This is a genomic window from Acinetobacter sp. P1(2023) (assembly GCF_028367635.1).
Lineage (GTDB): Bacteria > Pseudomonadota > Gammaproteobacteria > Pseudomonadales > Moraxellaceae > Acinetobacter > Acinetobacter pittii_E.
Genome location: NZ_JAQNDD010000005.1, coordinates 34433 through 60895, shown reverse-complemented (window position 1 = coordinate 60895; position 26463 = coordinate 34433). Strand labels below are relative to the sequence as shown.

Sequence of the window (26463 nt, the reverse complement as noted above, 5' to 3'; positions counted from 1 at the left end):
TTTTATTGGGTGTATGCCGTTGCTTCAACTTCAATGAGCATGTGTTCTAGTGCAAGGCGTGGCACAGGAATGAGTGTACAGGCAGGAAAAGGATGATTTTTCCATAAATTTTGCATAATTTTAATCAAAATTTGATGTTTTTCGACCGAATGGTCAACAACTAAAACTCTTAAAACGGCAATGTTGTTAAGCTCTGCATTGGCGGCTTTTAAAGCATGTTGAATATTATCAAAAACTTGGTTCGCTTGTTCTTCAAAATTTGGGCTTAATTCCCCTTTGGAATTTTCGCCGCCTTGACCAGCCACATGAATAATATTCTTAAAGTTTTTTACCACAGCAACATGGCTGTAAGCATTTGAAGTAGGATCATATAAAGTTGATGGATTTATGATTTTAAAAGCTTCTTGACTCATGGGAACTCAACCGTTCATTAAAATTTAGATGAGTATCCAACCTCAACTTAAGTTGAGGTCAAGAGAATTTAATGTTTCAGTCTTTTCTTTCTTAATGTAATCATCATTACACCTACAATATTCAGTAGGCAGCCGACCCATTGCCATATATTTAGGTGTTCATTTAAAAAAGCCACGGCAAGTAAAATTGTTAAAACTGGTCCAATCGAAGCGATCATTGCTGATTGAGAGGCTCCTAACCGTTCAATGCTTTGCATGAGCATAACGGTGGGTAATACGGTAACTAAAAAGCCTAAGCCAATCCCATACCAAATCACGCTAGAGGGGAGTTGTAATAGAAGTTGAATAGGATGAGGTGTGCTTAATACATAGTGAGTTAATGTGCCGACACAAGCCACAGTTAGAGCTAACCCTGTGAAATTCCAAGAACCAAATTTCTTAATGAGAGGGGGTGTTAGTAATAAATAGCCAGCAAAAGCTACAGCACTTGCAAATACAAAACTTGTTCCTAACCAGAAGTTGCCCTGAATTGGTGCGTTGCTGTGTTCCTGAAGCATAACCAGCACCGTTCCACCATAACTAAGAAAAATGGCAAATAAACTTTTTACATCTAATTTTTGTTTGTAGAGTAGACTCGAAACAATGACGGTGAGAGTAGGGTATAAAAATAGAATAATTCGTTCTAGAGAGGCGCTAATAAACATAAGACCCATGAAATCGAGCCAACTTGCAAAGTAGTAGCCTAATAGACCGGCAAAAATTAAAATTAGCCAATCCTTCTTTTTTATGCCCTGATTATGATGCCTGTTAAACCAGCAAATTAATAGAAAGAACGGTAAAGCGCTTAACATGCGTAAAGCCATCAGGACTGTACCGTCGACTAATGGAGAAAGGGCATAAGTCTGTTTAATAAAGATTGCTTTGGTACTGAATAAAAACGCAGAGCAAAGCGCAAAAAAAGACCCGATTTGAAACGATGATAAAGAAATTTTCATATACAGGACTGTATAAGAGAGACTATTGTCTGTAAAAAAAGAAAAATCTTCCTATATTACACCTCAAATCAAATATCGTGAATCATCAGTTCAAAATATGGGTATTTATTAAATAAATATTGGGTGGTATTTTAAAAAAGTTCAATTAGAATCCAAATTCTGTACAAAGAATACACATGGGGGAAACATTGCAGCTTGCAATGTTTTTGACAATGAGAAATTAGCTTGAGGAACGCTCATGCAGATCGGAATCCCAACCGAAACTGTCGTCGGTGAAAATCGTGTAGCTGCTACGCCAGAGACAGTAAAGAAGTTGATTAGCGCTGGTCATAGCGTTGTGATTGAACGTGGTGCTGGTGTAAAGGCTGCGTACATTGACAGTGCTTATGAACAGGTCGGTGCAACCATTACGGATGATGCCTATACGGGTAGTCAAATTATTTTGAAAGTTCGCGCTCCACAGGGCGGGGAAATTCAGAAACTTGCAGCAAATACCGCTGTTGTAGCAATGTTTGATCCTTATCGTAATACCGAGCTAGATCAGTTTGCGAATCAACAAGTGTCTGCTTTTGCTCTAGAACTGCTTCCTCGTACGCTTTCTCGTGCACAAAACATGGATGTGTTGTCTTCTCAAGCAAACTTGGCTGGTTATAAATCAGTTTTACTTGCTGCTGCTGAATATCAACGCATGTTCCCAATGCTTATGACTGCTGCGGGTACTGTAAAACCTGCACGTGTTGTAATCATGGGTGTCGGTGTTGCCGGTCTACAGGCGATTGCAACTGCAAAACGTTTAGGTGCAATTGTTGAAGCGACTGACTTGCGTCCTACAGCAAAAGATCAAGTTGAGTCTTTAGGTGGTAAGTGGTTAGACGTACCAATGTCTGAAGAAGAGCAACAACGTGCAGCGGATGCCGCTAAAAATGGTTATGGATGGATGCCCGGTGAGCAGTACATCAAAGACCAGGCTGCGATTGTAGATAAAGCTGTTTCTAACGCAGATATCGTGATTACGACTGCATTACTACCAGGTCGTGATGCGCCACGTCTGATTAAAGCTGAAACTGTTGCCAAGATGAAACCGGGCTCTGTCATTTTAGATATGGCAGTTGAAACTGGTGGTAACGTTGAAGGCTCTAAAGTGGGTGAGACTGTATTTACTGAAAATGGCGTGAAAATTTTGGGTGTTCCAAATATTCCGGCAACTGTAGCAACAGAAGCTTCTGCATTGTATGCGCGTAACGTTTTTAATTTCGTAGAGACTTTATTCGACAAAGAGAAAAACTTTGCGATTAATCAAGAAGACGAAATCCAAAAAGCCCTATTGGTCACTCATGGCGGTCAAGTACTGCTTAAGCGTGGTTAAGGAGATTTCTCATGGTTGAAACTATTACAATTTTCGTCCTTGCCATCTTCGTAGGTTATTACGTGGTTTGGGGCGTTACGCCAGCTTTACATACGCCACTTATGGCAGTAACCAATGCGTTGTCATCTATTATTGTGGTGGGTGCGATGTTGCAAACTGTGGGTCTGCCAGTTTTAGGTGTAGATGCTAACGTTGCATTTCAAAGTGTGAATGTGGTGAGCGTACTCGGTGCGATTGCAGTATTTTTGGCAAGCATTAATATTTTCGGTGGCTTCGCAGTAACTGCACGCATGCTGGAAATGTTCAAGCCTAAGCAAAAGAAATAAGAGGGCTTTGACATGGAATTTATTCAAGCAAATGCAAACTGGTTATACCTTGTTGGCGCAATCCTCTTTATCTTGACGCTTCGTGGCTTGTCTGGCCCTAAAACAGCAATTCAAGGTAACCGTTACGGTATGATCGCGATGGCGATTGCAGTTGTAACGACTTTCTTTGTTGCTAATAATCCAGTGATCTGGATGATCGTTGGTGCAATGGTGCTCGGTGCAATCGTAGGTATTGCACGTGCTCGTACCGTACCAATGACGCAAATGCCAGAAACTGTTGCGCTTATGCACTCATTGGTTGGTTTGGCTGCTGTTCTCATTGCAATTGCTGCAATTTTACATAACAACCAACTTACTGAGCTATTCGCTCAAAATGAAGCGGCTTTAACAGCAGCTGGCGTGCAGCATGCACACATGAGCAAGGTTCACTTGTTTGAATTGTTTGTTGGTTGTTTCGTAGGTGCGATTACCTTTACTGCATCTGTATTTGCATACGGTAAATTAGCTGCTAAAAAATGGGCGAAAACAATTTCTGGTGCGTGGGTTAAACCTGTTCAAGCACTCATCTTTATTGCGATGTTGGCTTGTGGTTTCTACTTCTTCACGACTGGTAGCATGAATGCATTCTGGGCAATGACAGCACTTGCACTTGCATTTGGTTGGGTTTGGATTGCGCCTGTAGGCGGTGGTGATATGCCTGTAGTGGTATCACTTCTTAACTCATTCTCTGGTTGGGCTGCGGCAGGTATTGGCTTTACCCTTGAAAACAACATGTTGATCGTTGCAGGTTCGCTTGTAGGTTCATCTGGTGCGATTCTGTCGTACATCATGTGTAAAGCAATGAACCGTTCAATCATCAATGTATTGTTTGGTGGTGCAATGGGCGGTGCGGCAGTTTCTACGGCTGCTAAAGGTGAGCAAGTTCAACGTAACTACCGTTCTGGTTCTGCTGATGATGCTGGCTTCTTGATGTCAAATGCTGACAGCGTTGTGATTGTACCGGGTTATGGTATGGCACAAGGTCGTGCACAAAATGCTGTAAAAGAGTTGTGTGAACTTTTAAAAGAACAAGGTGTCACAGTTCGCTTTGCAATCCATCCGGTTGCAGGTCGTATGCCTGGTCACATGAACGTATTGCTTGCTGAAGCAGACGTAGCATATGAAGACATCTTGGAAATGGACGAGATCAACTCAGACTTCCCTGCAACTGACGTAGTACTTGTAATTGGTGCAAACGACGTTGTAAACCCTGCTGCGAAAGATGATCCAAGCTCACCAATTTATGGTATGCCGATTCTTGAAGCTCATAAAGCGCGTACAATCATGGTGATTAAGCGTTCTATGGCAACAGGTTATGCTGGTCTAGACAATGATTTGTTCTATAACGAAAAAACAATGATGATCTTTGGTGATGCTAAGAAAGTTGTTGAAGATATGACGAAAGCAATTAACGGTACAGGCCACTAAGTTGCTTTGAAATAAAAAACCACCTTCGGGTGGTTTTTTATTTGGCTCTACTTTTAAAGAAATTTTTCTACCAGATCCATAGACTGTTGATACAGGTCACGTGCCAGTTGCTGATTTTTAGCATGTGAGGATTTCCAGTCTGGCATATGTGCACTGACATATTCGCCGTTGCGGTTTTGCCATGCATCTCCAGTTGCCATTTCTGTAATGAGCTTTGCTGGAACTGAGGTTGGAACCAAGCCTAATTTCATCGCTGCATAAACTGGTTTTGGTAATTCACGATAAATATCAGAAGCAACACCGCCAGGGTGCAATGCATTATTGGTAATTGAACTTCCTGCGAGTTGTTCTGCTAATGCATTGCTAAACAGTAAATTTGCAAGTTTTGATTGCCCATAATAGAACAGGGGGTTGTAAAAACCTTCTGCACGAAATTTATTGGGTTTAATTGAGCCAACCCAATGAGCAATAGATGCAAGATGGATAATGCGTGCTTTAGGGGATTGCTGTAAAACTGGAATTAATTTTTGAGTGAGTAAGAAATGACCTAGATAATTAACCCCAAATTGTTGCTCAAAACCCTCTGTGGTTAGTTGTTTTGTTTTAGAAAATAAACCTGCATTATTAATGAGTACGTCAAGGCTGCCATAGCGATCAGCAATTTCATCGGCAGCTTTTCTTGTTAATTCAAGACTATTTAAGTCGAGAGAAACGACATCGACTTGTCCTTGGTCGAGTGAGCTTAGTTTGTTTTGTGCCTCTTGCGCTTTTTGAGGATTTCGACATGCCAAAATCACATGTTGCCCTTGTTTAACAAGTTGTTCTGCTGTGGCAAAACCAATCCCTGTGTTGGCGCCTGTAATTAATATCTTCACTTTCTGTACTCCGGTTATGCTATTTATTGGTGAGAACTTTAAGAATTTGTATAGTGCGGTAAAACTGACAATTTGTCATGTCAAATTTAGTTGTAAGTGATGATTGGTTTTCTTAAGGGTAAAGGTGGGTTTTTTTTAAGGGTCTAAATTGTTATTAGAGAAACAAAAAAGCGGCTCAAAAGAGCCGCTTTTTTAAAAGCAAAATTTTAAGCAACCGACTCTGGAGCGGTACGCCATAAGCTTTCTAAATCATAGAATTTACGAGCTGTTGGTAGCATTACATGTACTACAACAAAGCCGAGATCAATTAAGATCCATTCTGCATCTCGTTCACCTTCAACGCCAATCGGGCGGAAACCGGCTTTTCGAGCTTCTTCTGCAACATTGTCAGCAAGTGCTTTGACATGGCGAGTAGAAGTACCACTTGCAATTACAATAGCATCAGCGACATTGCTAATTGAGCTAACATCTAACTGGAGAATATCTTTTGCTTTTACATCAACTAAAGCGTCGTGGACGACTTTGAGACAAGCTTGTACGTCTTTATTTGAGGTATTCATTGCGAAATCGTGAGAATTAGACACGCTGGGCGATGGTTCTAAATTCATATAGGGTATATTTTCCTGACAATTACTCACTATCTAATATAGTGGTTTTCGCGCTAAATTTCAAACAGAAGTCGTAACAGTTTATATATTTACATCATCAGAAAAGTATTTTTTCTTCCATGTAAACGACTGATTTGAACCATTTTCAGGTTTATATTCTGCTGCAATATAGTTCTGATATGAGCTTTGCTTTAACCAAGAAAAAATTTGTTCATATGGGATTTGAGCTGTATCGGGCTCATGGCGGCCTGGGCAGTCTGCAAATTGGATATGTCCAATTAAGTTAATATTCTCTTGTAAACCTTCAAGTACGTCTTCACCCATCATCGCCATGTGATAGCAGTCATACTGCATTTTGAGAGTAGGTTGGTTGACCGCTTCGAGCATCTCTTGTGCTTGTGCAATGTTTTGCACTAAAAAGCGTGGCATATCAGTGCCGTTAATCATTTCAAAAACAGGCTCTATACCGTGTTCACCGAGTAAATTGCAGGCAAGTTTTAGGTTAGCTGCTAACGTTTTTAAACAAGGCAGTAAGTCAGCATCGAGCGGTTGTTTACCCGCTAAAATATTAACACGAGGAACATTTAAAGCGGTGGCATAACGAATAGCCAATTCTAATGCTTCATGAAAAGCTGCTTCTTGGCCGGGTATGCCTGCTAAACCATTTCCACCTTGCATAAGGTCACCAGCAGGTACATTAATTAAGCAAAGGCTGAGATTGTAGCGTTCGAGTTGAGTTTGAATATCTTCAATCGTCAATTCATAGGGGAATTGAATTTCTACATATTCAAAGCCCTGTGCATGAGCCAGAGCGAAGCGTTCAATTAAAGGAACTTCGGTAAAAATCATGGATAAATTGACTGCAAGACGACTCATACTCAAACTCCGTTTATTTTTGCTCTACTAATTGAATCATAGTAGCTAAATCTTTCTCGGCAAAGCCATTTTTTTGGTGAGTTTGTAGCTGTAATAGAGCTTTTTGTGCAACGGGGATGTCTAAATTAACATTGTTAGCCAATGTTACTGCGTTGTTAAGATCCTTAGATAATGTTTGAACTTTCCACTGAATAGGCTCAAATGTATGAGTTGCCATGCGTGGCGTCAGAATTTGAAAGGGTTTAGAGTCCGCAAATCCACCCGCTAAGGCTGGAGCGAGTAAAGTTGTATCTACACCCGCTCGGTCTGCAAGCGCGACAGCTTCTGCAATAAGCGCACTGTTGGCTGCAACGATGAGTTGGTTACAAATTTTGGTGGCTTGACCAGTTCCTGTGTCTCCCATGCGTGTTACACGTTGAGATAGAACATTATAAATAGGCGTTAATTCTGTAATTGTTTGAGCATCACCGCCTGCAAAAATGACAAGTGTGCCTTGTTCTGCCCCAGCTGTTCCTCCCGACACAGGAGAATCAATCCAAGTAACGTCATGCTTAGCAGCCTCTTGAGCAAGTGTTTTTGTTACAGCAACAGATAAGCTTGAGAAATCAACAATCACCTGTTTAGCTTTTAAGTGAGGTTGAATTTGCTCAAATACACTTTGTACGGCTTTGTCATCTGCGAGACAAGTTAAAATAACAGGATATTCGCCAATATTTATAAGATCTAAAGGCTGTGCGCCGATATCAATCAGTTCTTCACATGCAGAAGAGGTTCGGTTCCAAACAGCAACTTGAAAACCTGCCTGAATAAGGCGGGTTGCCATGCGGCTTCCCATCAACCCTATGCCTAAAAAAGCAATAGGGGTGTTGCGATCAAAATTCATAATCTAAGCTCTTTATTTATATTGGCGTGGTAAAAAATTAACTTCCGGATGTTTGTCTTTTTTACGAGCAAGTTTGCTATTTTTACCAAGTAATAATTTAAGTTGCCAGATTTTTTCTAAACGTAATGATTTTTCTGGTTGGTGCTCCATCGCATCGAGTACACGTTTTGCCGCAGTGAGCGCATCTGGTGAGCGTTGTAACATTTCAGCTGCAATTTCATTTGCTTTCTCTAGTGGAGAGGCACTTAAATGAGTGACAAGACCAATCTCTTTTGCATAATTTCCATCGAAAACACGAGCGGTTAAGGTGAGTTCTTTTGCAAGGTCAACGCCAATTAAACCTTTCAATGAACGAGTAAGTCCCATATCTGGAACTAAGCCCCAACGACTTTCCATAATCGACATTTTAGTGTCAGGGTGAGAAATTCGAATGTCGGCTGCTAAGGCAAGTTGCATGCCTGCGCCAAAACAATATCCTTCTAATGCTGCAATCACAGGTACAGGTAAATTTTGCCAAATAAGAAATGCTTTTTGGAATAGGCTTTGGCCCGGTTTCACAAGCTCCCAAATGGCAAAAGCAGAATTTTTTGGATTGTTTAGGTCGGATAAATCAATTCCGGCGCTAAAAACTTGTGCTTCACCTGTCAAAATCACACAGCGAATATCACGGTCCTTTTTAATGGCTTTTGCTGTTGAAACAAGTTCCTTTAATAAGGCAAAACTCATGGCATTGCGTTTGTCAGGACGGTTTAAATATACCGTTGCAATGCCATTATTCTTTTCAATACGTAAGAGTGCCATGAGATTTCCGCTTCTTTTTTTATAGATAAGCGGAGCATAACATGGCTGTAATTTGGAAACATGACAGCCCAGTCATGCCTGTTTTGTAGATAGATTAGTCAGGAATCACCAAGATTTGATGAGCTGCACTTTCTACTTCTTTTACAACAAGTCCTAACTCGTCGAAGCGTCTCATCACTTCTTCAATGAAGCCTTCATCTGCTATACGGCGTTCTTTACGTAGTGTTGAAATAAATTGCTCAAAGTCACCTGTCACTTGTTGTAGCTTTGGAGTACCTACATAGCGAGTAGCGCCATAAAGACGATGTAAAACATGCTCAAGTTGAGGGAAGTCTTCAAGCTCAATGAGCTGCTGCATTTCATCTAGCTCAGTTGGGAAGCTGTCAACTAACATTTTAAGTAAGTCTTGAGCTAAGTCTTCTTTATTTGCTGCAAGCTGCAAGCTTTGTTGCCAGTTTAAAATTTGCGGATCTAAAGCTTCTGCAACGACATGATGGTCTTTCTCTAGTGCTTTTGCCGCAAAGTTGTTTTTAGTCCATTGCGTTAAAATCTGGATAATTTGTTCCATTTGAATTGGCTTGGTGACATAGTCATTCATGCCGACTTTGAGAAGTTTTTGCTTTTCATCAGCAAGGGCATGGGCTGTTAATGCAATAATTGGAAGCTGCATTTCACCGTCTAAAGTTGACTCTAGCGAACGAATAGCGCGAGTGGTATCAATACCTGACATAACAGGCATTTGAATATCCATGAACACTAAATCAAATGGTTTGAGCTTTTGATCGATTCGCTCTTGGATGAGGTTTAAGGCTTCTTGGCCGCTGAGTGCTTTAGTTGTTCTAACGTTGAGTTCACCTAGCAGAGCTTCTAAGACGATTAAGTTGGGTAAGTGATCGTCGACCGCCAGAATGTGTAAACCCTGCCCATTAAAGTCTTGTTGTTCCTCTTCAAAAATAGGTTGATCATTTAATAATTGAATGAGTCCGCTTCGGCTTAATGGTTGATAGAGAGGGCGAGCACGATATTCATTGAGCATATTTGGCTCAAGCGTCATTTGATAACCATAAACTGCCAAATTACCTTGATAGCGGCTGCGAATTTCTTTTAATAAGGCTTCAGTGTCACCACTGTGGTCAACAATAAGCCATGTATTATCTTTTTGATCAAGATGTTTTAAACGACTAAATAAGTCCAGAATTGATTGTGTCTCGATGTGAGGAACATGATAGTTTTCAAGGTAGTAACGTAAAACACTTGCGGTAGCAGGGTGTGCAAGATAAGACACTACTTGTAAATGTTCAAAGTGTGGATGTTCAATCTCGTAATCTTCATCTACCACAAATTGTGCGGTAAACCAGAACGTAGAGCCTTTTTCTGTTGGAGCACGTTCTTGGTTATCTTCAAAGCCAATTTGTCCATGCATAAGATGAACAAGCTGTTTCGAAATAGCTAGACCTAAACCTGTACCGCCAAATTGACGTGTAACGGATGCATCACCTTGCGAGAATGATTCAAATAGTTTTTTACGGTCTGTACCGCTTAAACCAATACCACTGTCTTGCACACTAAAATGAAGTAAGCATTGTCCAATATCATCATGTTCCATACGAACACGAACAATAATTTCGCCATCTGGAGTGAACTTAATCGCATTCGAAATCAAGTTAGTCAGAATTTGTTTGAAGCGTAAAGCATCACCAATCACTTGTTGTGGAATGTTGTCGGCATAGTAAAAAGCCATAGCAATATGCTTTTGGGCAGCCAGTGGAGACAACATATCCATGACATCAAAGACAGCTTCTTCTAAATCAAACGGTGCAGTTTCTAGCTCTAATTTACCTGCATCAATTTTTGAAAAATCTAATACATCATTAATTAATGCCAATAAATGGGCTGATGACTTGCGAATAGTTTGTAGATAAAGATTTTGTTCGTTATTTAGGTTTTGTTGACGAAGTAATAAATGAATAAAGCCATCAATACTATTTAGAGGGGTTCGAAGCTCATGACTAATATTGGCAAGGAAAACTGATTTAGCTTGGTTCGATGAAATCGCTTGGTCACGTGCTTGACGATAGGTAATATTTTGAACTTCTAAAGTATCTAAAGTTCTACGTAAATCTTCTTCGGTTTGTTCAGTATGTTCTTTTAACTCTAAAAAGCTAAAGTGTAATCGTTTAACGACATTTGCGATATCTCGCTGTAACAAGCGTAATTCACCAGTACTATTAATCACCATGTGCTGGTCTAGTGTGTCAGCATTTAAACGTTGCAACTGCATGCGAATTTCATACATCGGCGCAATCCAGCGACGTGAATAAAAATTCAAACAAAGTAAAAGTAAGAGTAAGGTCATTAACCCAGTAATGACGAGGGCGATCAGAATACGGTAACGAGCCAGTTCTAGTGGCTGATTATCCATTTCAATAACAAGCCAAACAGGGGCTTTTCCAGGCGCGTCGCTAATCCGTTGTCCATAAATATTATTGTGGTTATAAGAGATTGGCCCAAAAAAATTATTGTTTTGTTTGAAGTTCGGCCAGTAGCGATTGTCGCGATAACCGATACTTAAATAGGTCTGACCATTACTGTCAATTAAAGCAGCACGTTTTAGATTTTTCTCACTAAACATGCTTTGCATGATGTGCTGGGCGTGATCATATTCATCGGGCTCTAGTTCAACTAGCTTATATAAATCGATCGCGATCTGATTGTAGCGAGCTAAGATTGCAGAGGCATGATGTAGCTGTTGTTGTTTTACTGAATGTGAGGTTTCAGTTAAAACCAGAAAAGCACCAACGCACGTTAAAATCATAATAGGCACAAAAATCAGAGCAATTAATTGCCCATATGCATGATTCAGACGTAAGCGTTTCGATAAGGTTTTATTGAAATTAGACATGGCTACATCAGATTTATCTCTCTGTACGGCATCTTATCACGCTTTATTTTAAAACAGACGGCATTTTATAAATGACCGAGCTTTAATCGCTTTTATGAAAAAGCATATTGAAATGGGTGCAGTACCAAGCATTTTTTCATACAATAGGCCCACCTCGATATAGGTGTTGATCATGAGTAATACACAACCTGATTTTTTAGCCGACGAATTTTTGTTAGATCACTATGTGGGTAACACACCTCTAGTCCGTTTGCAGCGTTTGGCGTGTCACACGCAGGCAACGGTTTTAGCAAAATTGGAAGGTAATAATCCGGCAGGTTCTGTAAAAGACCGTCCAGCATATAACATGATTATGCAGGCAGAAAAACGTGGTCAAATTAAGCCAGGAGATACCTTAATTGAGGCAACCAGTGGAAACACGGGTATTGCTTTGGCAATGGTTGCTGCAATGCGTGGCTATAAAATGAAATTAATCATGCCAGGGAATTCAAGTCAGGAGCGTAAGGATGCAATGCGTGCTTATGGCGCAGAATTGATTGAAGCACCGAATATGGAAGCTGCACGAGATATGGCTTTGCAAATGCAAGCTGAAAGTCTAGGCCTAGTCCTTAATCAATTTGGCAATCCAGATAATGTCGAAGCTCATTACCTTACCACTGGCCCTGAAATTTGGAAGCAAACAGGTGGGAAGATTACTCATTTTGTGAGTTCAATGGGTACAACCGGTACCATCATGGGAATTTCAAAATATTTAAAAGAACAAAACCCAGATATTCAAATTATTGGTTTACAGCCTTCTGAAGGTTCAAATATTGCTGGTATTCGCCGTTGGCCACAAGAATATTTACCTACGATTTTCGATCCAAAGCGTGTTGATAAAATTATGGATATTCCGCAAATTGAAGCGGAAAAAACGGCTCGCCGTTTAGCACGTCAGGAAGGAATTAGTGCAGGTACATCTTCTGGTGGGGCAGTGTGGGCTTCAGTAAAAATTGCAGAAGAAAATCCGGATGCTGTTATTGTTTGCATTATCTGTGATCGTGGTGACCGCTACTTATCTACAGGACTGTTTTCAGTACAGGACGATAACTCATAATTGAGAGAAATCATGCGTTTCCCTACCTTAGTTTTTGATATTGAAACTTTAACTGATTTAAAAGCGGGAGCGCATTTATATCATCTTGATTTGCCTGAGGCCGATGTAGATCAAGCACTCACAAAAATCCGTCGCCAAGAATCTGGCATGGATTTTCAGCGTTTGCCTTTACATGAAATCGTTTGTATCTCTGGTTTATGGATAGATGAGTCTGGTTTTAGATTATTTTCTTTTAGTCGAGAACAATATTCTGAAGCCGAAATTTTGCAGAAATTTTTATCTATTTTTGATAAGCGCCATCCGACTTTAGTGAGTTGGAATGGCTCACAATTTGATTTACCTGTCATTCTATTTCGCGCGATGTATCATGGGCTTTCTGCACCGGGTCTATTTGATCAAGGTGAAATTGATAGCCAAAAGCGTTTTAATAATTACCAAAACCGTTATCACCATCGCCATATAGATCTAATGGATGTGATGGCAATGTTTAATGGCCGTAATTTTCAAAAGCTTGATGATATTGCCTGTATTTTAGGTTTGCCAGGTAAGCGTGGTGAGTCGGGTTATCATGTGCCTGAATATGTCCGTAATCAACAGTGGTTAAAATTGACTAGCTACTGTGAAGGGGACGTGCTCAATACGTGGTTTATTTATTTACGTTGGTTAGTGCTAAAAGGCCAATTGAATGTAGATGAACATAACCACTGGATCAGTTCGAGTATTGAATATTTACAGACTATCCCTCAGCAGGCCGATTTTCTTGAAGTATGGGAACGTACTTCAAAACATACTGAATTTACTTCTCACTATTTTAATTCTTCAGATTTTTAGGTTCATCCTTTGAAACAACAAGCCAAATCTCGCAACCTCCAACAGCCCGAATATATTTTTCAGGTTGAAACACTTTCTCATGAGGGGCGGGGAATTGCGCATTATGGTTCTCATCCTGATCATCCAGCAGATAAGCATGGCAAAAAAGTTTTTATTCGTTATGCATTGCCCGGAGAAACTGTAAAGGCTCGGATTACCCATCAAGCGAAGCGCCTTGAAGAGGCTGAGATGTTGCAGTTGTTAGGAGAGCCTTCAGCACATCGTATTGAGGCAATTTGTCCTCATTATGGTGTTTGTGGTGGCTGTAGCATGCAGCATATCCATCCTGATGAACAAATTCGTTTAAAGCAAAATGTACTCCAGTCACATTTACGGCATTTTGCAGGTATTCAACCTGAACAATGGCTAGAACCGATTCGATCTTTACAAAGTGATTATCGTCGTCGTGCTCGAATAGGCGTGCGCTATCTGCCAAAACCAGATCGCTTAATCATGGGATTTCGCGAACATCATAGTAATCGTTTAACTTCGATCCATAGCTGTAGTGTTTTGGATAAAAATTTATCAAATAGTCTGCCTGAGTTACGTACTTTACTCCAAAGTCTAAAAGGCAAAGCGCATATAGGTCATGTAGAATTAGCAAAAGGTGATAATGAAGTTTCTTTATTGGTTCGTCATGTAGAAAAATTAAACAATTCTGATGTCAACCAATTAAAGCAATTTGCGTTACACAAAGGCTGGCAGTTGTATTTGCAACCTAAAGGTCCAGAAAGCATTCATCGTGTTGATGATGAGCAAGGTGCTTTACGTTTACATTATGCCTTAGAAAGATTTAATGTAAATTTTGCTTTTTCGCCATTGGATTTTACTCAGGTCAATGCCACAGTAAATGAACAGATGGTTCAATTGGCATGTGAATTGCTTCAATTGCAACCAGGTGAAAAGGTACTTGATCTATTTTGCGGTTTAGGCAATTTCTCACTCCCGTTAGCACGATGTGTTGGTGAGAGTGGTCAGGTTGTCGGTGTGGAAGGGAGTGAAGAAATGGTAGAGCGGGCAACAGCTAATGCAAAATGCAATAGTTTGGTGCAAGCAACCTTCTTTTCACAAGATTTAACAAAAGATTTTTCGCATCATTCTTGGGCAAATCAAGGATTTGATGCATTATTGATTGATCCTCCTCGTGCTGGTGCATATGAAATTATGCAGTATGTATCAAATTTTGGAGCAAAAAGAATCGTTTATGTATCATGTAATCCAGCTACACTGGCAAGGGATGCGGGTGTTTTGGTCCAATATGGTTACCAGTTAAAAAAAGCAGCTGTGATGGACATGTTTACGCACACAGAACATGTTGAATCCATTGCACTATTTGAAAAAATTCAAGAGATAAACGATTAAAAACATGAGTTACATATTGAGGAGAATGGTATGGTCACAGTACGTGAACAGTTACCTGAACAACTAACTGAGTTGTCCGAGGAAACGACTGTAGAGCATGCCGCCGAAACGCAAATCGGTTTAGCCTCATGGTTGGATCGGGTGCGTGAAATATTAGACGGGGCGAAGCTTGAACAGCTTGAGCAGGTTGCTCATTTAACCCTGCAAAAAGAGTTAGATTCAACGGTTAATCATCGTTCAAATACTTTCGCTACAGGCGTTGGAATGGCTGACATTCTGGCGCATCTCCATGTAGATGAAGATACTCTATCGGCAGCAATGCTCTATCGTAGTGTGCGTGAAGACATTACCGATATAGAAGAAGTAAAACAGAAATTCGGAGAGCAAGTTTATAACCTTGTCAAAGGTACTTTGGCGATGGGTAAACTCTCAGAACTCATTGAGAAAAATAAACGGTTAGAAGATCATTTTAATAATAATCAGCGAGAACATTTAAGCGGCATTTATAAAATGCTGATTTCAGTGACCGAAGATGTTCGTGTTGTTTTAATTAAACTTGCTGAACGTACCTATTCTCTACGAGAGTTGGCAAATTCCTCTCGCGAACGCCAAGAACGTGTAGCACGTGAAATTCTTACTATTTATTCACCTTTGGCACATCGACTCGGTATTGCTCAGCTTAAATGGGAACTTGAAGATCTAGCATTTCGTTATTTGGCTCCAGACCGCTATAAAGAAATTGCTTCATTACTCAATGAAAAGCGTTTAGAGCGTGAGCATTATATTCAGTTCGTCATTGATCGTTTGAAAAATGAGTTAGCGTCTTACGGCATCGAAGCTGAAATTACAGGTCGTGCAAAACACATTTATTCGATTTATCGAAAAATGAAGAGCAAAAACCTGAGCTTCGACCAACTTTATGACATTCGTGCTTTGCGTGTATTGGTCAATAGTGTACCAGAGTGTTATCACTCTTTAGGTATCGTACATCAAATCTGGCGCCATATTCCGCATCAGTTTGATGACTATATTACCAACCCGAAAGCAAATGGTTATCGCTCATTACATACTGCTGTAATTGCTGAAAATAAATCTCTTGAAGTACAAATTCGTACTCATGAAATGCATGATGAAGCAGAGTTAGGTGTTTGTTCGCACTTTAACTATAAAGAAGGTTCAAAGAATACTGACCATTCTTTTAACCATCGTTTGCATTCGTTGCGTGCTGTTTTAGAGCACTATCAAGAACGTAATGATACGACAGTACATCAAAACGAAGATGAAACAGAAGGCTTTGAACAGTTACAAGACTTTGAAGGCTTTGAGAAGATTTATGTTTTTAGTCGTGATGGCGATATTAAAGAATTGCCGCGCGGTTCAACAGTTTTAGATTTTGCCTATCACGTGCATACAGAAGTAGGGAACAAGTGTTATGCGGCGCGTGTCAATCAGCGTTACGTACCACTTACCTATACTTTAAAAACGGGTGAACAGGTTGAAATTTTAACTAAAAAAGATCGTGAACCAAACCGTGACTGGTTGGTGAACTCTCTAGGTTATATTAAAACCTCACGTGCACGTGACAAGTTGCGTCATTGGTTTAGACAGCAAGACCGTAGTAAAAACCTTGAAGTAGGCCGAGAACTCCTTAATAAAGAGTTAGCTCGTCTAGCGATTCATCCAAAAAGTATCGACTTAAACGATTATTCGTCACACTTTAATGTGAAAACGGGCGATGACATTTTGGTGAGTCTGGTTAGTGGTGATATTAGCTTACATGCCTTGATTAATCAGGTGAATCGCCAAATGCATCTAGATCAGGATGAGCCTGAGCTAGTACTTAAACCAACATTAAATCCGCGTGCTAGCCATACGCTATCAGCACATGGAATTTTAATTGATGGTTTAGATAATGTAGAGCTTCACATTGCTCAATGTTGTCAACCAGTGCATGGTGAATCAATCGCTGGATATATTACTTTGAATCGTGGTGTTAGCATCCACAAAGTCATTTGTTCAGACTATCAGCGTATGATTAAGCAAGAGCCAGAGCGTGCTGTTGAAGCTGATTGGGAAATGCAGCCAACACGTGGTCAAAGCGTTCAGATTGTGGTGGAGGCTTATGATCGTCGTGGCCTGCTTAAAGACCTAACTCAAGTGATTTTCTCTGACCAGATCAATATTCGTCAGGTTAATACAATTTCAGAGGCAGATGGTATTGCTAATATGAAGTTGCTCATTGAGGTTAAAGGTTTAGCACAGCTTTCTCGCTTATTGGCTCGCTTAGAGCAGCAACCGGGAATTATTAGTGCGCGACGTATGATTCAAGGCGTTTAATAAATTGAGTAAAAAAGGCTATTATTTGATAGCCTTTTTTATTGCAAATTACTTTCTCGATAAATAAATATTGGTAAGTCGGTTTAAAAACTGAGGGCTTAATGTTGAGAGCTGATAAAGCAGTTTGGTTTTTATGCCAACCGGAGTGTGAGTAGGTGTCCAAAAGTGAGCCTTTTTCTCTACAAGCGTAAGCACCTGCTGAGCAATATCTTTTGGGGTTAAATCTATTCCCATATTTTGAATGGTGCCTGCATCCATATTGTTAACCATTGCGGTTTGTACAAATAGCGGCATTACATCTAAAACACGAATACCATATTTTTTCCATTCCACATCCAAACCTTCGGTAATTCCGCGAACTGCAAATTTACTCGCTGAATAAGAGATTAAATCAGCTTGCCCATAAATTGCAGAGGCTGAAGAGAGGTTAATGACGCGTGCAAAAGACGCTTGTTTTAAATAGGGTAGAGCAGCATGACAGCCATTGATGACACCATTTACATTAATATTTATTGTTCTTTGATGAGCTTTAATATCAGTTGTTTCAAATGCTCCAGAATATAAAATACCGGCATTATTGACCAAAATATTAAGTTCGCCAGCCCATTCGGTAAATTCTTTTAATATGTGTTGCCACTGGCTGTAATCACTTACATCTAGGTAGCCGGCACGAGCATTTGGCCCTAAGGTATTTGATAGTTCTTGAGCAAGCGATTCATTAATATCATAAATGCCCACTTTATATCCTTGTTTGTAGAATACCCGTGCAATTTCAGCCCCAATACCTTGAGCAGCGCCACTAATCAGAATACTGTATCCCATATTTTTTCTCTTTCTCAGTACAATAGTGCGACTGATTTAATCGCTTTGATTTTGATCATAGCAAATTAAAATCTTAGTTTTACTGACCGACTTTTTAAACTTGAGGGTTACCATGGATAAATTGCTTAAAATTATGCAAGAGTTACGTGAAAAATGTCCGTGGGATCAACAACAAACCCCAATGTCACTGACTAAATATGCGATTGAAGAGGCATATGAAGTTGAGGCGGCGATTCGTCAAGGCGATATGAATGAAATCCGAAATGAGCTGGGAGATTTGTTATTACAAGTTGTATTTCAATCACAGATGTTTAGTGAGCAAGGTGCTTTTAACTTTCAAGATGTTGTTGAGGCAATCAGTGAAAAGCTAATTCGTCGTCATCCTCATGTTTTTCAGGCAGATCAATTTAATAACTTAACCCCAGAACAAGTCAGTGAGCTTTGGAAACAAATTAAACAGCAAGAAAAACAAGGGAAGCCACAATCAAGGTTGGACGAAATTAAACATGGACCAGCTCTATTACAGGCACAAGAAATACAAGCAAATGTTGCTAAGGTTGGCTTTGATTTTGAAACAGTAGAAGATGCTTATGAAAAACTAGAAGAAGAATTGGATGAGTTTAAGCAGGCATTAAAAAATAAAAATATTGATGAAATTCAAGATGAATTTGGCGATTGCCTGTTTTCATTGGTCAATGTTGGACGTAAACTTGCGATTTCAAGTGAAACATCACTTTTATCAACAATACATAAGTTTAGAAGTCGTTTTGCTTTTATTGAAGACCAAGCGCAAAAACAGCAAAGAACACTAGAAGACATGACTTTGTCTGAAATGGATGAATTGTGGAATCAGGCAAAGCGGCAATTAAAGTTAGGGGAAAAAACACATGCAGCTCAGCATGAATCTTTGGAAGAATAAACACTATATTTTCATTGCTTTATTTTGGAGCCTGATTTCATCAAATTTTGTTCACGCTCAATCTTTTGATCAAAATTTTAAGGAGTGGAAGGTGAAGCAACAAATGTATGATCAGAGGTTGAGCATGCAACACGCCTCTCATTCTAATGCTTCAAAAAGCTCATCTATGACTGATTCGTCAGGACAAATTCGCTTGAATCAAGCCAATATTGATGAGCTTCAAAAGCTAAAAGGTATTGGTGAAAAAAAGGCTCAAGCGATTGTAGAGTACCGTCAAAAGAATGGTGGCTTTAAAAATATTGATGAATTTAAAAATGTAAAAGGTATTGGTCCAGCCATTTTTGAAAAGAATAAAGCGCGTTTGACTTTATAAATTATCTGTCTGTCAATTGTCATTTCATGCGCAAACTACAGAGAATCAAATTGCCCTTTGTGTGCGTTAGAGCTATGATTAGCGACAACTTGTTATTTACGTCCTGACGTAGGAGACAGCGTCTTTTGCAAACCTTGCGAGCGTCAAAATGTGGTTTGTCCACAGCCCAACTTCCTTCTTCGATTTTAGATGTGATCGATAGCCTGACCAAAGCAGGCTATGAGGCTTATATTGTTGGGGGTGGTGTCCGTGATTTAATGCTAGGGCTCAATCCTAAAGATTTCGATGCAGTCACTAATGCAACACCTTCCCAAATTAAAGAAGTTTTTGGTCGACGTTGTCGAATCATTGGCCGTCGATTTGAATTAGCACATGTTTATTCAGGGCGTGAGCTCATTGAAGTTGCAACTTTCCGTGCTCCTCCTAAAAAAGCTGTCACCAGTGCCTCGGGCATGATTTTACGTGACAATAACTGGGGAACCATCGAACAAGACTTTGCTCGCCGTGACTTTTCTATCAATACGCTATATTACCAACCGCGTAAGAGTATTGTGCTCGATTTCTGCAAAGCGATTGATGATGTAAAAAATAAAACTCTACGTTTATTAGGTGATCCAGCACAGCGTTTTGAAGAAGACCCAGTGCGTATGCTGCGAACTTTACGTTTTGCAGCCAAATTAAATTTCAAAATTGATTCAAATATTCTCGATATATTTGATGTAGAGATGACGCAGTTACTGCGTGATGTTTCTCCGCATCGTTTATATGATGAATCGCAGAAGCTTTTTACAATGGGGCATCTGGCACGTGTTTTGCCAATGTTGATTGAGTTTGGAGTCTGGAAACAACTCTTTGCAGATATTCAGCCGAACCTTACACCATTTATTTTAAGAGCAGCAAAGAATACAGATCAACGTATTCAAGTTGGTAAAACAATTAATCCGGCATTTTTCTATGCGGTCTTATTGTGGCAACCATTTTTAGAACGTTGTGAATTTTATTTATCTAAAGGTGTTGTACCCGCTGAAGCACGTGCACAGGCAGGTTTAGATGTATTAAAGCGTCAGGCAACACGCACAGTGATTCCTCGTTTTGCAGAAACTTTTATTCGTGAAGTTTGGGAAATGCAGACTCGTTTGCTTAATCCAAAACCACAGCAAATAGAAGCATTGGCAGGACATGCACGTTTCCGTGCTGGTTTTGACTTCTTGTTACTTCGTGAAAAGTCGGGTGATGACACGACACAAGGAATGGGAAGCTGGTGGGAAGCCTACCAAGAAATGTCGAATGACGAAAAAGAAGCTGCGATTAGCCAGTACAATCGTCAGAAAGCAAAAAGTCGTCGTAAAGCTGCTGCCGAATCTGTTGAAAACAATAAAGTTGAAACGGAAATTGAGCCTTTGGTTGATGTTCCGGAACCACGTAGTCGTCGTGGGAAAAAAGAACGTACTCGACAAGACCAATCGATGGGGCGTTTTATTGAAAAAGCCACTGCTTCAGACGCAGGCGGGACGATGAATGATCATCCGATTTTGAAGCGTAAGCGAGTACAACGCGATTTAAGCCAAGTGATTTTTGGGCCAACGCAATGACAACGAAGACTTATATTGGTTTAGGTAGTAATTTGGGCGATTCGCGTCAAATTTTATCGGAAGCCATTGCTAAGCTTAAAACTTTAGGTGCGGTGAAAGTTTCTAGACTTTATCAAAGCCCACCTATGGGGCCTCAAGATCAACCAAATTATTTAAATGCTGTAGCCGAGTTAAATACAGATCTCACACCTTTAGATTTATTAGATCAGTTGCAGCGATTTGAGCAAGAGGCTGGTCGTGTGCGTCTTCGTCGTTGGGGCGAGCGTACTTTAGATCTGGATTTGCTGATATATGGCAATGAAAAAATTCAAAATGAGCGTTTAACAGTGCCGCACATTGGGATTCTAGAACGAGATTTCGTTGTAATTCCTTTATTAGATTTAGATGCTGATTTACATATTGATGATCAGCCACTTAAAAATTTAGAACTCTTACAGCAGCCAACGCTGACTGTACTTGCTGATGAGTCTTGGGCTTAAAGTCTGACTTATTACGTTCTGCAAACTCCTGTAGAGGATACCATCATGATTAGTCTAAGTGACTTAAGAAAATTTAAAGCCGAAGGACGTAAGTTCTCTTGCCTAACTTGTTACGATGCGAGTATGGCAAAAGCAATGGAACTTGCTGAAATTGATACTATCTTAATTGGTGATTCTCTTGGAATGGCAATTCAAGGTCGTGACTCAACTTTACCTGTAACTGTTGAAGACATGGCTTATCATACGGCAGCAGTTCGTCGTGGTAACCAACATGCCTTGATTATGACTGACTTGCCATTTATGAGTTATGCAACTTTAAATGATGCTTTGCAAAACGCAAGAACAGTCATGCAAGCTGGCGCTCAAATGATCAAAATTGAAGGCGGTGCATGGTTAAGTGAAACTGTACAGGTTTTAACCCGTAATGGCGTACCTGTTTGCGTACATTTAGGCTTAACCCCTCAATCTGTACATGTATTTGGTGGCTATAAATTACAAGCTAAAACACGTGAAGCAGCAGATCAGCTTATTGCCGACTGTACAGCTGTGGTTGAGGCTGGCGCAGCAGTTCTATTGCTTGAATGTGTACCTGCTCAGTTAGGACAAGAAATTGCTGAACTATTCCCGAATACGCCTGTGATTGGTATTGGTGCGGGTAATGAGACTGATGGTCAGGTACTTGTAGTACAAGACATGCTAGGTTTAACTTTTGGTCGAGTTGCGCGTTTTGTTCGTAACTTTATGAAAGAACAATCTGGTGAAACTGCCATTTTAGATGCATTTAAAGCTTTTCACGCTGCTGTGCAGGATCAATCATTCCCTGCCAAAGAACATACTTTCCACGTTGAGCTGTAATTCATGAAAACAGAAACCACCATACAAGGTCTTGCAGCATCTTTAAATCCTGCTAGAGCTGCGCGTAAAATTATTGGTTTTGTCCCAACTATGGGAAATCTACATGAAGGACATCTCACACTTGTTCGTGAAGCGAAAAAGTTATGTGATGTTGTCGTTGTTAGCATCTTTGTAAATCCAACTCAATTTGGGCCGGGTGAAGATTTTGATAACTATCCTCGTACTTTAGAGCAAGATAGTCGTCTATTGGCCGATGTCGGCTGTGACATTATTTTTGCGCCATCGGTTGATCAAATGTACGGTACTCAGCCTCGCTTAACCAACATAAGTGTCAGCCAAATTACGGATGCTTTATGTGGTAGCTCGCGTCCAGGTCATTTTGATGGCGTAGCGTTGGTGGTCACTAAGCTTTTTAATATTGTGCAGCCTAATTATGCTTTCTTTGGTCAAAAAGATTATCAACAGTTAGCAGTGATTCGTCAGTTTGTACAAGACTTAAATATCCCTTTAGAAGTCATTGGCGTGCCAATTGTTCGTGCAGCAGATGGCTTAGCCCTTAGCTCAAGAAATGGTTATTTAAGCCCTGAACAACGTCAAGTCGCTCCGGTTATTTATCAAAGTTTAAAGCAAGCTGAACAGCAGTTACATCAAGGTAAAGATCTACAACAAGTTTTAGAAGATATTAAAACTCAGTTGACAGATAATGGCTTTGTTGTGGATTATGTCGAAGCTCGTCAGTCAAATCTGTTACCTGCTACTCAGTTTGATCGCGATATTGTGTTGTTTGTCGCGGCAAAATTGGGTGCAACTCGTTTGATTGATAATTTAGAAGTTGCCTTTACACCCCAATAACAGATCAAAGGACAGCCATGCCATGAAGCGTATACTTATCGTGACAGGACAGTCTGGTTCAGGAAAATCTTCAGCTCTCCAAGTACTAGAAGATTTGGGCTATTACTGTATTGATAATTTGCCTTTGGCATTGCTGCCTGAAATTGTGGCAAAGCTAGATCATGAAAATAACCTAGAGCAATTGGCATTAGGTGTGGATGTTCGAAGTACTCGTGCAGACATGCAAGAGTTTGATCATGTTTTTGAGCAACTACAAAAACATGGCACGGTTGATGTGATTTATCTCACTACCCAAGATCAGGATTTGATCGCACGTTTTAGTGCATCACGTCGACCACATCCATTGGCCAATCGTTTTAAAAGTCTGTTGCAATGTATCCATGAAGAAAAGCAGTTGCTGCTCCCAATTCAGTTCCGTGCCACGGTTCATATTGATACAACAGATAAAAGTGTTCATGATTTAAAGCATATTTTACTGTCTAAATTAGGGCAGTCAGATAAGCTTATTGTCATATTGCAATCATTTGGATATAAACATGGCATTCCTTTAGATGCTGATTATGTTTTTGATGTACGGCATTTACCAAATCCGCATTGGGATTTAGAATTAAGACGTTTTTCTGGTTTGGATGAGCCAGTAAGGCTATTTTTAGAAGCAAGTCCGCAAGCAAACGAAATGTTTGACGATATTCTTCACTTCTTAAAAAAATGGCTTCCAGCATTTGCTGAAGGACATCGTCACTATATGACGATTTCTATTGGCTGCACTGGGGGGCAACATCGTTCCGTTTATATCGTAGATAGACTAAAACAAGCACTTGAGGCAGAATGGTCTGTTCAGGTCTTACACAGAGAAATGAAGCACTGGTCATGATAGACACAACTGTTGATGTAATTAATAAACTCGGTTTACATGCTCGTGCATCAGGAAAACTGATAGAGGTCACTACAAAATTTCGTTCGTCGATCCAAATTGGAAAAGGCGATCATTTAGTAGATGCAAAAAATATTATGTCTTTGCTGATGTTAGGTGCAGGTAAAGGGACCACTTTGCGATTGGTCATTGATGGTACCGACGAAGAGCAGGCATTAAATGAAGTACAGGCGTTATTCGCCGCAAAATTTTATGAGGCAGATTAATCGTGGCACGTCGTCCCCAACGTTATACTGAAGAAGATTTTGGCTCTTTAGAAGGACGTGCAAGTAAGACAGAACAGAAAAAAGCAGTTCAACGTATGGCTGCTTTAGGCGAGCAGTTAGCACAACTTTCTATTAAACAGATTCAAAAACTCCCAGTAGATGAACGTTTAATTGATGCGTTAATGGAAGTACAGAACATTAGTTCTTTTGAAGCTCGTCGTCGTCAGTTTCAACGTATTGGTAAATTATTGCGCAATGAAGATGAGACCGTTATTTTGTCTTATTTAACTCCGCAGCAAGGCGCAAAAAAGCAGGCTCAATTGATGCGTTGGGTTGATCGTATGATCGAACAAGGCGATCCTGCAATTAATGAATTTAGCAAAATTTATAATGCCTCAGAGCGTCACACATTGCGTCAGCATGTGTTGAGAATCAAGCGTGATAAAAGTCAAGAAGTGAGTGAAGCAGAGCTTGAAGCATCAAAAGGTAAATTTGTTAACTATGTGCAGCAAATTGCCCTATTGTCTGATCAAGGCTAATTGCTCTTCAATAGTAAAAAAGCGACGCCTTGAGCGTCGCTTTTTTATTTATATATTTTCAGCTCGTTCTTTTGCCCATTCGCGCAAAATGAATTTCTGTAATTTACCTGTCGATGTTTTGGGAATTTCAGTAATAACCACATCTTTAGGTACTTTAAAGCGCGCTAACTCTTTTTGGCAATGTGCAATAATTTCTTCAGGTGTTGCCGTAGCACCCATCTTTAACTCAATAAACGCACAGGGTACTTCTTGCCAACGCACATCGGGTTTAGCAACAACTGCAGCGGTTAAAACAGCAGGATGTTTATATAAAACATCTTCTACTTCTAAAGATGAAATATTTTCTCCACCAGAAATAATGATGTCTTTTGAGCGATCAGTAATTTTTGCATAACCATCTGGATGACAAACGGCTAAGTCGCCCGTATGGAACCATCCACCTGCAAATGCTTCTTGAGTTGCTTGAGGATTCTTTAAATAACCTTTCATGACAATATTGCCACGGAACATAATTTCTCCCATGGTTTGTCCATCATTCGGGACAGGCTGCCTTGTTTCGGGATCTAACACACGCATACTATCTTGTAATGGGTAGGGTACGCCTTGGCGCGAATGAAGCTGGGCTTGTTCAGCAATTGATAGCTCATTCCATCCAGATTGCGAAGCACATAAAGCAGAAGGCCCATAAGTTTCTGTTAGACCATATACGTGGTTTACGTTAATCCCCATGTTGCGCATGCCTTCAATAATGGCAACAGGGGGAGCTGCTCCAGCCACCATAACTTCAACATGATGATCAAAGCTAGTTTGTTTTTCTTTAGGTAAATTAAGAATCATTGAAAGAACAATAGGTGCACCACAGAAATAATCAACTTTGTGTTCTGCAATCAATTGCATGGCTAATTCTGGGTCGACTTTGCGTAAACAAATATTAGTTCCACCACTTGCTGCTATGCTCCATGCAAAACACCAGCCATTACAATGAAAGAGCGGCAGTGTCCATAAGTACACAGCACGCGGTTTCATTCCACAAGCGAGAATATTACTTGCAGCATTAAGATAAGCACCACGATGATGATAGACCACACCTTTAGGATTACCTGTAGTTCCTGAGGTGTAATTTAAACTAATCGCATCCCATTCATCTTCTGGTAAATGCCAAGAGAAGTTAATGTCGCCTTGAGCGATCCATTCTTCATATTCAAAAGAACCTAAAAACTGGTTTTCACCTTCGTAGTCCGTATCAGCTACATCAATTACAATAATGTGTTGGTTAGGAATCAGTGAGAGGGCTTCTCTTGCTAAATTTACAAATTCAGGGTCAACCAACAGTACTTTACTTTCTGCATGTTCCAACATGAAAGCGATTGTTTTTGCATCTAAACGTGTATTGAGGGTGTTGAGTACCGCACCAGCCATAGGAACTGCAAAATGCGCTTCAATCATGGCTGGAATATTTGGCAATAAGACAGATACCGTATCATTTTTTTCAATTCCCAATTGCTTGAGCTGAGATGCAAATTGGCAACAACGTTGGTAAGTTTCTTTCCATGAAATTTGACGCTTACCATGAATAATCGAAGCTTGATCTGGATAAATATAAGCTGCACGCTCTAAGTAGCGTAGAGGTGATAACGCAACAAAGTTTGCGGGGGTGCGTGGTAACTCATCATAAGCACTAACCATGTGAAACAACTCCGTGTTCTATTTTTAAT

The 26463-nt window shown here is 40.1% G+C and carries 26 protein-coding genes; 16 read left to right on the top strand and 10 right to left on the bottom strand.

Going from position 1 to position 26463, the window contains the following annotated elements; translation table 11 throughout:
- Positions 1 to 2: 2 nt before the first annotated feature.
- The gene (locus POD11_RS09295) at positions 3 to 413 is read right to left on the bottom strand and encodes a RidA family protein (RefSeq protein ID WP_262457028.1); all 411 of its coding nucleotides are present in this window, start codon (positions 411 to 413) and stop codon (positions 3 to 5) included.
- 68 nt (positions 414 to 481) lie between these two features.
- On the bottom strand, positions 482 to 1408 hold the full coding sequence (locus POD11_RS09290) for a DMT family transporter (RefSeq protein ID WP_262457027.1): 927 nt from the start codon (positions 1406 to 1408) through the stop codon (positions 482 to 484).
- 238 nt (positions 1409 to 1646) lie between these two features.
- Here POD11_RS09290 and POD11_RS09285 point away from each other — a divergent pair, with 238 nt between their 5' ends.
- Genes POD11_RS09285 through POD11_RS09275 form a run of 3 tightly spaced genes read left to right on the top strand, consistent with a single transcriptional unit; the run spans position 1647 to position 4567 of the window.
- The gene (locus POD11_RS09285; protein WP_002117245.1) at positions 1647 to 2774 is read left to right on the top strand and encodes a Re/Si-specific NAD(P)(+) transhydrogenase subunit alpha; all 1128 of its coding nucleotides are present in this window, start codon (positions 1647 to 1649) and stop codon (positions 2772 to 2774) included.
- Positions 2775 to 2785: 11 nt separating this feature from the next.
- Complete coding sequence (locus POD11_RS09280; protein ID WP_000230434.1) at positions 2786 to 3100, top strand: proton-translocating transhydrogenase family protein; 315 nt, start codon at positions 2786 to 2788, stop codon at positions 3098 to 3100.
- A 12-nt stretch (positions 3101 to 3112) separates the two neighbouring features.
- Entirely contained in the window at positions 3113 to 4567 is a 1455-nt protein-coding gene (locus POD11_RS09275; protein ID WP_262457026.1) for an NAD(P)(+) transhydrogenase (Re/Si-specific) subunit beta, read from the top strand.
- A gap of 53 nt (positions 4568 to 4620) precedes the next feature.
- Here the strand turns inward: POD11_RS09275 and POD11_RS09270 are convergent, their stop codons facing one another.
- From POD11_RS09270 to POD11_RS09245, 6 genes are all read right to left on the bottom strand, one after another.
- A complete protein-coding gene (locus POD11_RS09270) occupies positions 4621 to 5442 on the bottom strand; it encodes an SDR family NAD(P)-dependent oxidoreductase (protein ID WP_151748483.1) in 822 nt (273 codons plus the stop codon).
- A 206-nt stretch (positions 5443 to 5648) separates the two neighbouring features.
- On the bottom strand, positions 5649 to 6050 hold the full coding sequence (rsfS, locus tag POD11_RS09265) for a ribosome silencing factor (protein WP_001047580.1): 402 nt from the start codon (positions 6048 to 6050) through the stop codon (positions 5649 to 5651).
- Positions 6051 to 6131: 81 nt separating this feature from the next.
- Positions 6132 to 6926, bottom strand: a complete 795-nt coding sequence (locus POD11_RS09260; protein WP_262457025.1) for a hydroxypyruvate isomerase family protein — start codon at positions 6924 to 6926, stop codon at positions 6132 to 6134.
- Positions 6927 to 6939: 13 nt separating this feature from the next.
- Positions 6940 to 7809 (bottom strand): NAD(P)-dependent oxidoreductase, encoded by an 870-nt coding sequence (locus POD11_RS09255; protein ID WP_224992270.1) that lies wholly within the window; start codon positions 7807 to 7809, stop codon positions 6940 to 6942.
- Positions 7810 to 7821: 12 nt separating this feature from the next.
- Positions 7822 to 8610 (bottom strand): crotonase/enoyl-CoA hydratase family protein, encoded by a 789-nt coding sequence (locus POD11_RS09250; protein WP_262457024.1) that lies wholly within the window; start codon positions 8608 to 8610, stop codon positions 7822 to 7824.
- 94 nt (positions 8611 to 8704) lie between these two features.
- Entirely contained in the window at positions 8705 to 11512 is a 2808-nt protein-coding gene (locus POD11_RS09245) for a GacS-like sensor histidine kinase (RefSeq protein ID WP_262457023.1), read from the bottom strand.
- Positions 11513 to 11684: 172 nt separating this feature from the next.
- Here POD11_RS09245 and cysM point away from each other — a divergent pair, with 172 nt between their 5' ends.
- From cysM to POD11_RS09225, 4 genes are read left to right on the top strand one after another with little or no spacing between them, the layout of a single operon-like run.
- Entirely contained in the window at positions 11685 to 12608 is a 924-nt protein-coding gene (cysM, locus tag POD11_RS09240; RefSeq protein ID WP_262457022.1) for a cysteine synthase CysM, read from the top strand.
- Positions 12609 to 12620: 12 nt separating this feature from the next.
- Positions 12621 to 13439, top strand: a complete 819-nt coding sequence (locus POD11_RS09235; RefSeq protein ID WP_262457021.1) for a 3'-5' exonuclease — start codon at positions 12621 to 12623, stop codon at positions 13437 to 13439.
- 9 nt (positions 13440 to 13448) lie between these two features.
- On the top strand, positions 13449 to 14840 hold the full coding sequence (gene rlmD / locus POD11_RS09230) for a 23S rRNA (uracil(1939)-C(5))-methyltransferase RlmD (protein WP_262457020.1): 1392 nt from the start codon (positions 13449 to 13451) through the stop codon (positions 14838 to 14840).
- Between the two features lie 30 nt (positions 14841 to 14870).
- A complete protein-coding gene (locus POD11_RS09225) occupies positions 14871 to 17177 on the top strand; it encodes a RelA/SpoT family protein (protein ID WP_016142186.1) in 2307 nt (768 codons plus the stop codon).
- A gap of 48 nt (positions 17178 to 17225) precedes the next feature.
- On the opposite strand, the gene POD11_RS09220 is transcribed toward POD11_RS09225, so the two are convergent.
- Positions 17226 to 17999 (bottom strand): SDR family oxidoreductase, encoded by a 774-nt coding sequence (locus POD11_RS09220; protein ID WP_262457019.1) that lies wholly within the window; start codon positions 17997 to 17999, stop codon positions 17226 to 17228.
- A gap of 112 nt (positions 18000 to 18111) precedes the next feature.
- Here POD11_RS09220 and mazG point away from each other — a divergent pair, with 112 nt between their 5' ends.
- The 9 genes from mazG to yjgA all read left to right on the top strand — a co-directional run bounded on the left by mazG (position 18112) and on the right by yjgA (position 24748).
- A complete protein-coding gene (gene mazG / locus POD11_RS09215; protein WP_262457018.1) occupies positions 18112 to 18918 on the top strand; it encodes a nucleoside triphosphate pyrophosphohydrolase in 807 nt (268 codons plus the stop codon).
- Positions 18887 to 19291 carry a ComEA family DNA-binding protein gene (locus POD11_RS09210; RefSeq protein WP_262457017.1) on the top strand — a complete coding sequence of 135 codons (405 nt, stop codon included), beginning with the start codon at positions 18887 to 18889 and terminating at the stop codon, positions 19289 to 19291. The genes mazG and POD11_RS09210 overlap by 32 nt, the downstream gene beginning before the upstream one ends.
- Positions 19292 to 19416: 125 nt before the next feature.
- Positions 19417 to 20883, top strand: a complete 1467-nt coding sequence (pcnB, locus tag POD11_RS09205) for a polynucleotide adenylyltransferase PcnB (protein WP_239968407.1) — start codon at positions 19417 to 19419, stop codon at positions 20881 to 20883.
- Positions 20880 to 21362, top strand: a complete 483-nt coding sequence (gene folK / locus POD11_RS09200; RefSeq protein ID WP_016142181.1) for a 2-amino-4-hydroxy-6-hydroxymethyldihydropteridine diphosphokinase — start codon at positions 20880 to 20882, stop codon at positions 21360 to 21362. The genes pcnB and folK overlap by 4 nt, the downstream gene beginning before the upstream one ends.
- 45 nt (positions 21363 to 21407) lie before the next feature.
- Positions 21408 to 22217, top strand: coding sequence for a 3-methyl-2-oxobutanoate hydroxymethyltransferase (gene panB, locus POD11_RS09195; protein WP_239968406.1), 810 nt, complete (start codon positions 21408 to 21410; stop codon positions 22215 to 22217).
- A 3-nt stretch (positions 22218 to 22220) separates the two neighbouring features.
- A complete protein-coding gene (gene panC, locus POD11_RS09190) occupies positions 22221 to 23069 on the top strand; it encodes a pantoate--beta-alanine ligase (RefSeq protein WP_239974793.1) in 849 nt (282 codons plus the stop codon).
- A gap of 22 nt (positions 23070 to 23091) precedes the next feature.
- Positions 23092 to 23943 (top strand): RNase adapter RapZ, encoded by an 852-nt coding sequence (rapZ, locus tag POD11_RS09185; RefSeq protein WP_002117179.1) that lies wholly within the window; start codon positions 23092 to 23094, stop codon positions 23941 to 23943.
- Entirely contained in the window at positions 23940 to 24209 is a 270-nt protein-coding gene (locus POD11_RS09180) for an HPr family phosphocarrier protein (RefSeq protein ID WP_000567533.1), read from the top strand. Before rapZ ends, POD11_RS09180 begins: the two co-directional genes overlap by 4 nt.
- A gap of 2 nt (positions 24210 to 24211) precedes the next feature.
- Complete coding sequence (yjgA, locus tag POD11_RS09175; protein WP_016142178.1) at positions 24212 to 24748, top strand: ribosome biogenesis factor YjgA; 537 nt, start codon at positions 24212 to 24214, stop codon at positions 24746 to 24748.
- A gap of 48 nt (positions 24749 to 24796) precedes the next feature.
- Here yjgA and POD11_RS09170 read toward each other — a convergent pair whose 3' ends face one another.
- Positions 24797 to 26434 carry an acyl-CoA synthetase gene (locus POD11_RS09170; protein WP_262457016.1) on the bottom strand — a complete coding sequence of 546 codons (1638 nt, stop codon included), beginning with the start codon at positions 26432 to 26434 and terminating at the stop codon, positions 24797 to 24799.
- Positions 26435 to 26463: the final 29 nt, after the last annotated feature.

Bases quoted from the DNA above. Each gene is read 5' to 3' on its own strand.
- POD11_RS09245 (WP_262457023.1), bottom strand. From the start codon at position 11,512: ATGTCTAATTTCAATAAAACCTTATCGAAACGCTTACGTCTGAATCAT.
- POD11_RS09250 (WP_262457024.1), bottom strand. From the start codon at position 8,610: ATGGCACTCTTACGTATTGAAAAGAATAATGGCATTGCAACGGTATAT.
- panC (WP_239974793.1), top strand. From the start codon at position 22,221: ATGAAAACAGAAACCACCATACAAGGTCTTGCAGCATCTTTAAATCCT.
- POD11_RS09280 (WP_000230434.1), top strand. From the start codon at position 2,786: ATGGTTGAAACTATTACAATTTTCGTCCTTGCCATCTTCGTAGGTTAT.
- mazG (WP_262457018.1), top strand. From the start codon at position 18,112: ATGGATAAATTGCTTAAAATTATGCAAGAGTTACGTGAAAAATGTCCG.
- rsfS (WP_001047580.1), bottom strand. From the start codon at position 6,050: ATGAATTTAGAACCATCGCCCAGCGTGTCTAATTCTCACGATTTCGCA.
- POD11_RS09235 (WP_262457021.1), top strand. From the start codon at position 12,621: ATGCGTTTCCCTACCTTAGTTTTTGATATTGAAACTTTAACTGATTTA.
- POD11_RS09180 (WP_000567533.1), top strand. From the start codon at position 23,940: ATGATAGACACAACTGTTGATGTAATTAATAAACTCGGTTTACATGCT.
- POD11_RS09260 (WP_262457025.1), bottom strand. From the start codon at position 6,926: ATGAGTCGTCTTGCAGTCAATTTATCCATGATTTTTACCGAAGTTCCT.
- panB (WP_239968406.1), top strand. From the start codon at position 21,408: ATGATTAGTCTAAGTGACTTAAGAAAATTTAAAGCCGAAGGACGTAAG.
- POD11_RS09170 (WP_262457016.1), bottom strand. From the start codon at position 26,434: ATGGTTAGTGCTTATGATGAGTTACCACGCACCCCCGCAAACTTTGTT.
- POD11_RS09275 (WP_262457026.1), top strand. From the start codon at position 3,113: ATGGAATTTATTCAAGCAAATGCAAACTGGTTATACCTTGTTGGCGCA.
- POD11_RS09285 (WP_002117245.1), top strand. From the start codon at position 1,647: ATGCAGATCGGAATCCCAACCGAAACTGTCGTCGGTGAAAATCGTGTA.
- POD11_RS09295 (WP_262457028.1), bottom strand. From the start codon at position 413: ATGAGTCAAGAAGCTTTTAAAATCATAAATCCATCAACTTTATATGAT.
- folK (WP_016142181.1), top strand. From the start codon at position 20,880: ATGACAACGAAGACTTATATTGGTTTAGGTAGTAATTTGGGCGATTCG.
- POD11_RS09225 (WP_016142186.1), top strand. From the start codon at position 14,871: ATGGTCACAGTACGTGAACAGTTACCTGAACAACTAACTGAGTTGTCC.
- rapZ (WP_002117179.1), top strand. From the start codon at position 23,092: ATGAAGCGTATACTTATCGTGACAGGACAGTCTGGTTCAGGAAAATCT.
- POD11_RS09255 (WP_224992270.1), bottom strand. From the start codon at position 7,809: ATGAATTTTGATCGCAACACCCCTATTGCTTTTTTAGGCATAGGGTTG.
- POD11_RS09220 (WP_262457019.1), bottom strand. From the start codon at position 17,999: ATGGGATACAGTATTCTGATTAGTGGCGCTGCTCAAGGTATTGGGGCT.
- POD11_RS09210 (WP_262457017.1), top strand. From the start codon at position 18,887: ATGCAGCTCAGCATGAATCTTTGGAAGAATAAACACTATATTTTCATT.
- POD11_RS09290 (WP_262457027.1), bottom strand. From the start codon at position 1,408: ATGAAAATTTCTTTATCATCGTTTCAAATCGGGTCTTTTTTTGCGCTT.
- cysM (WP_262457022.1), top strand. From the start codon at position 11,685: ATGAGTAATACACAACCTGATTTTTTAGCCGACGAATTTTTGTTAGAT.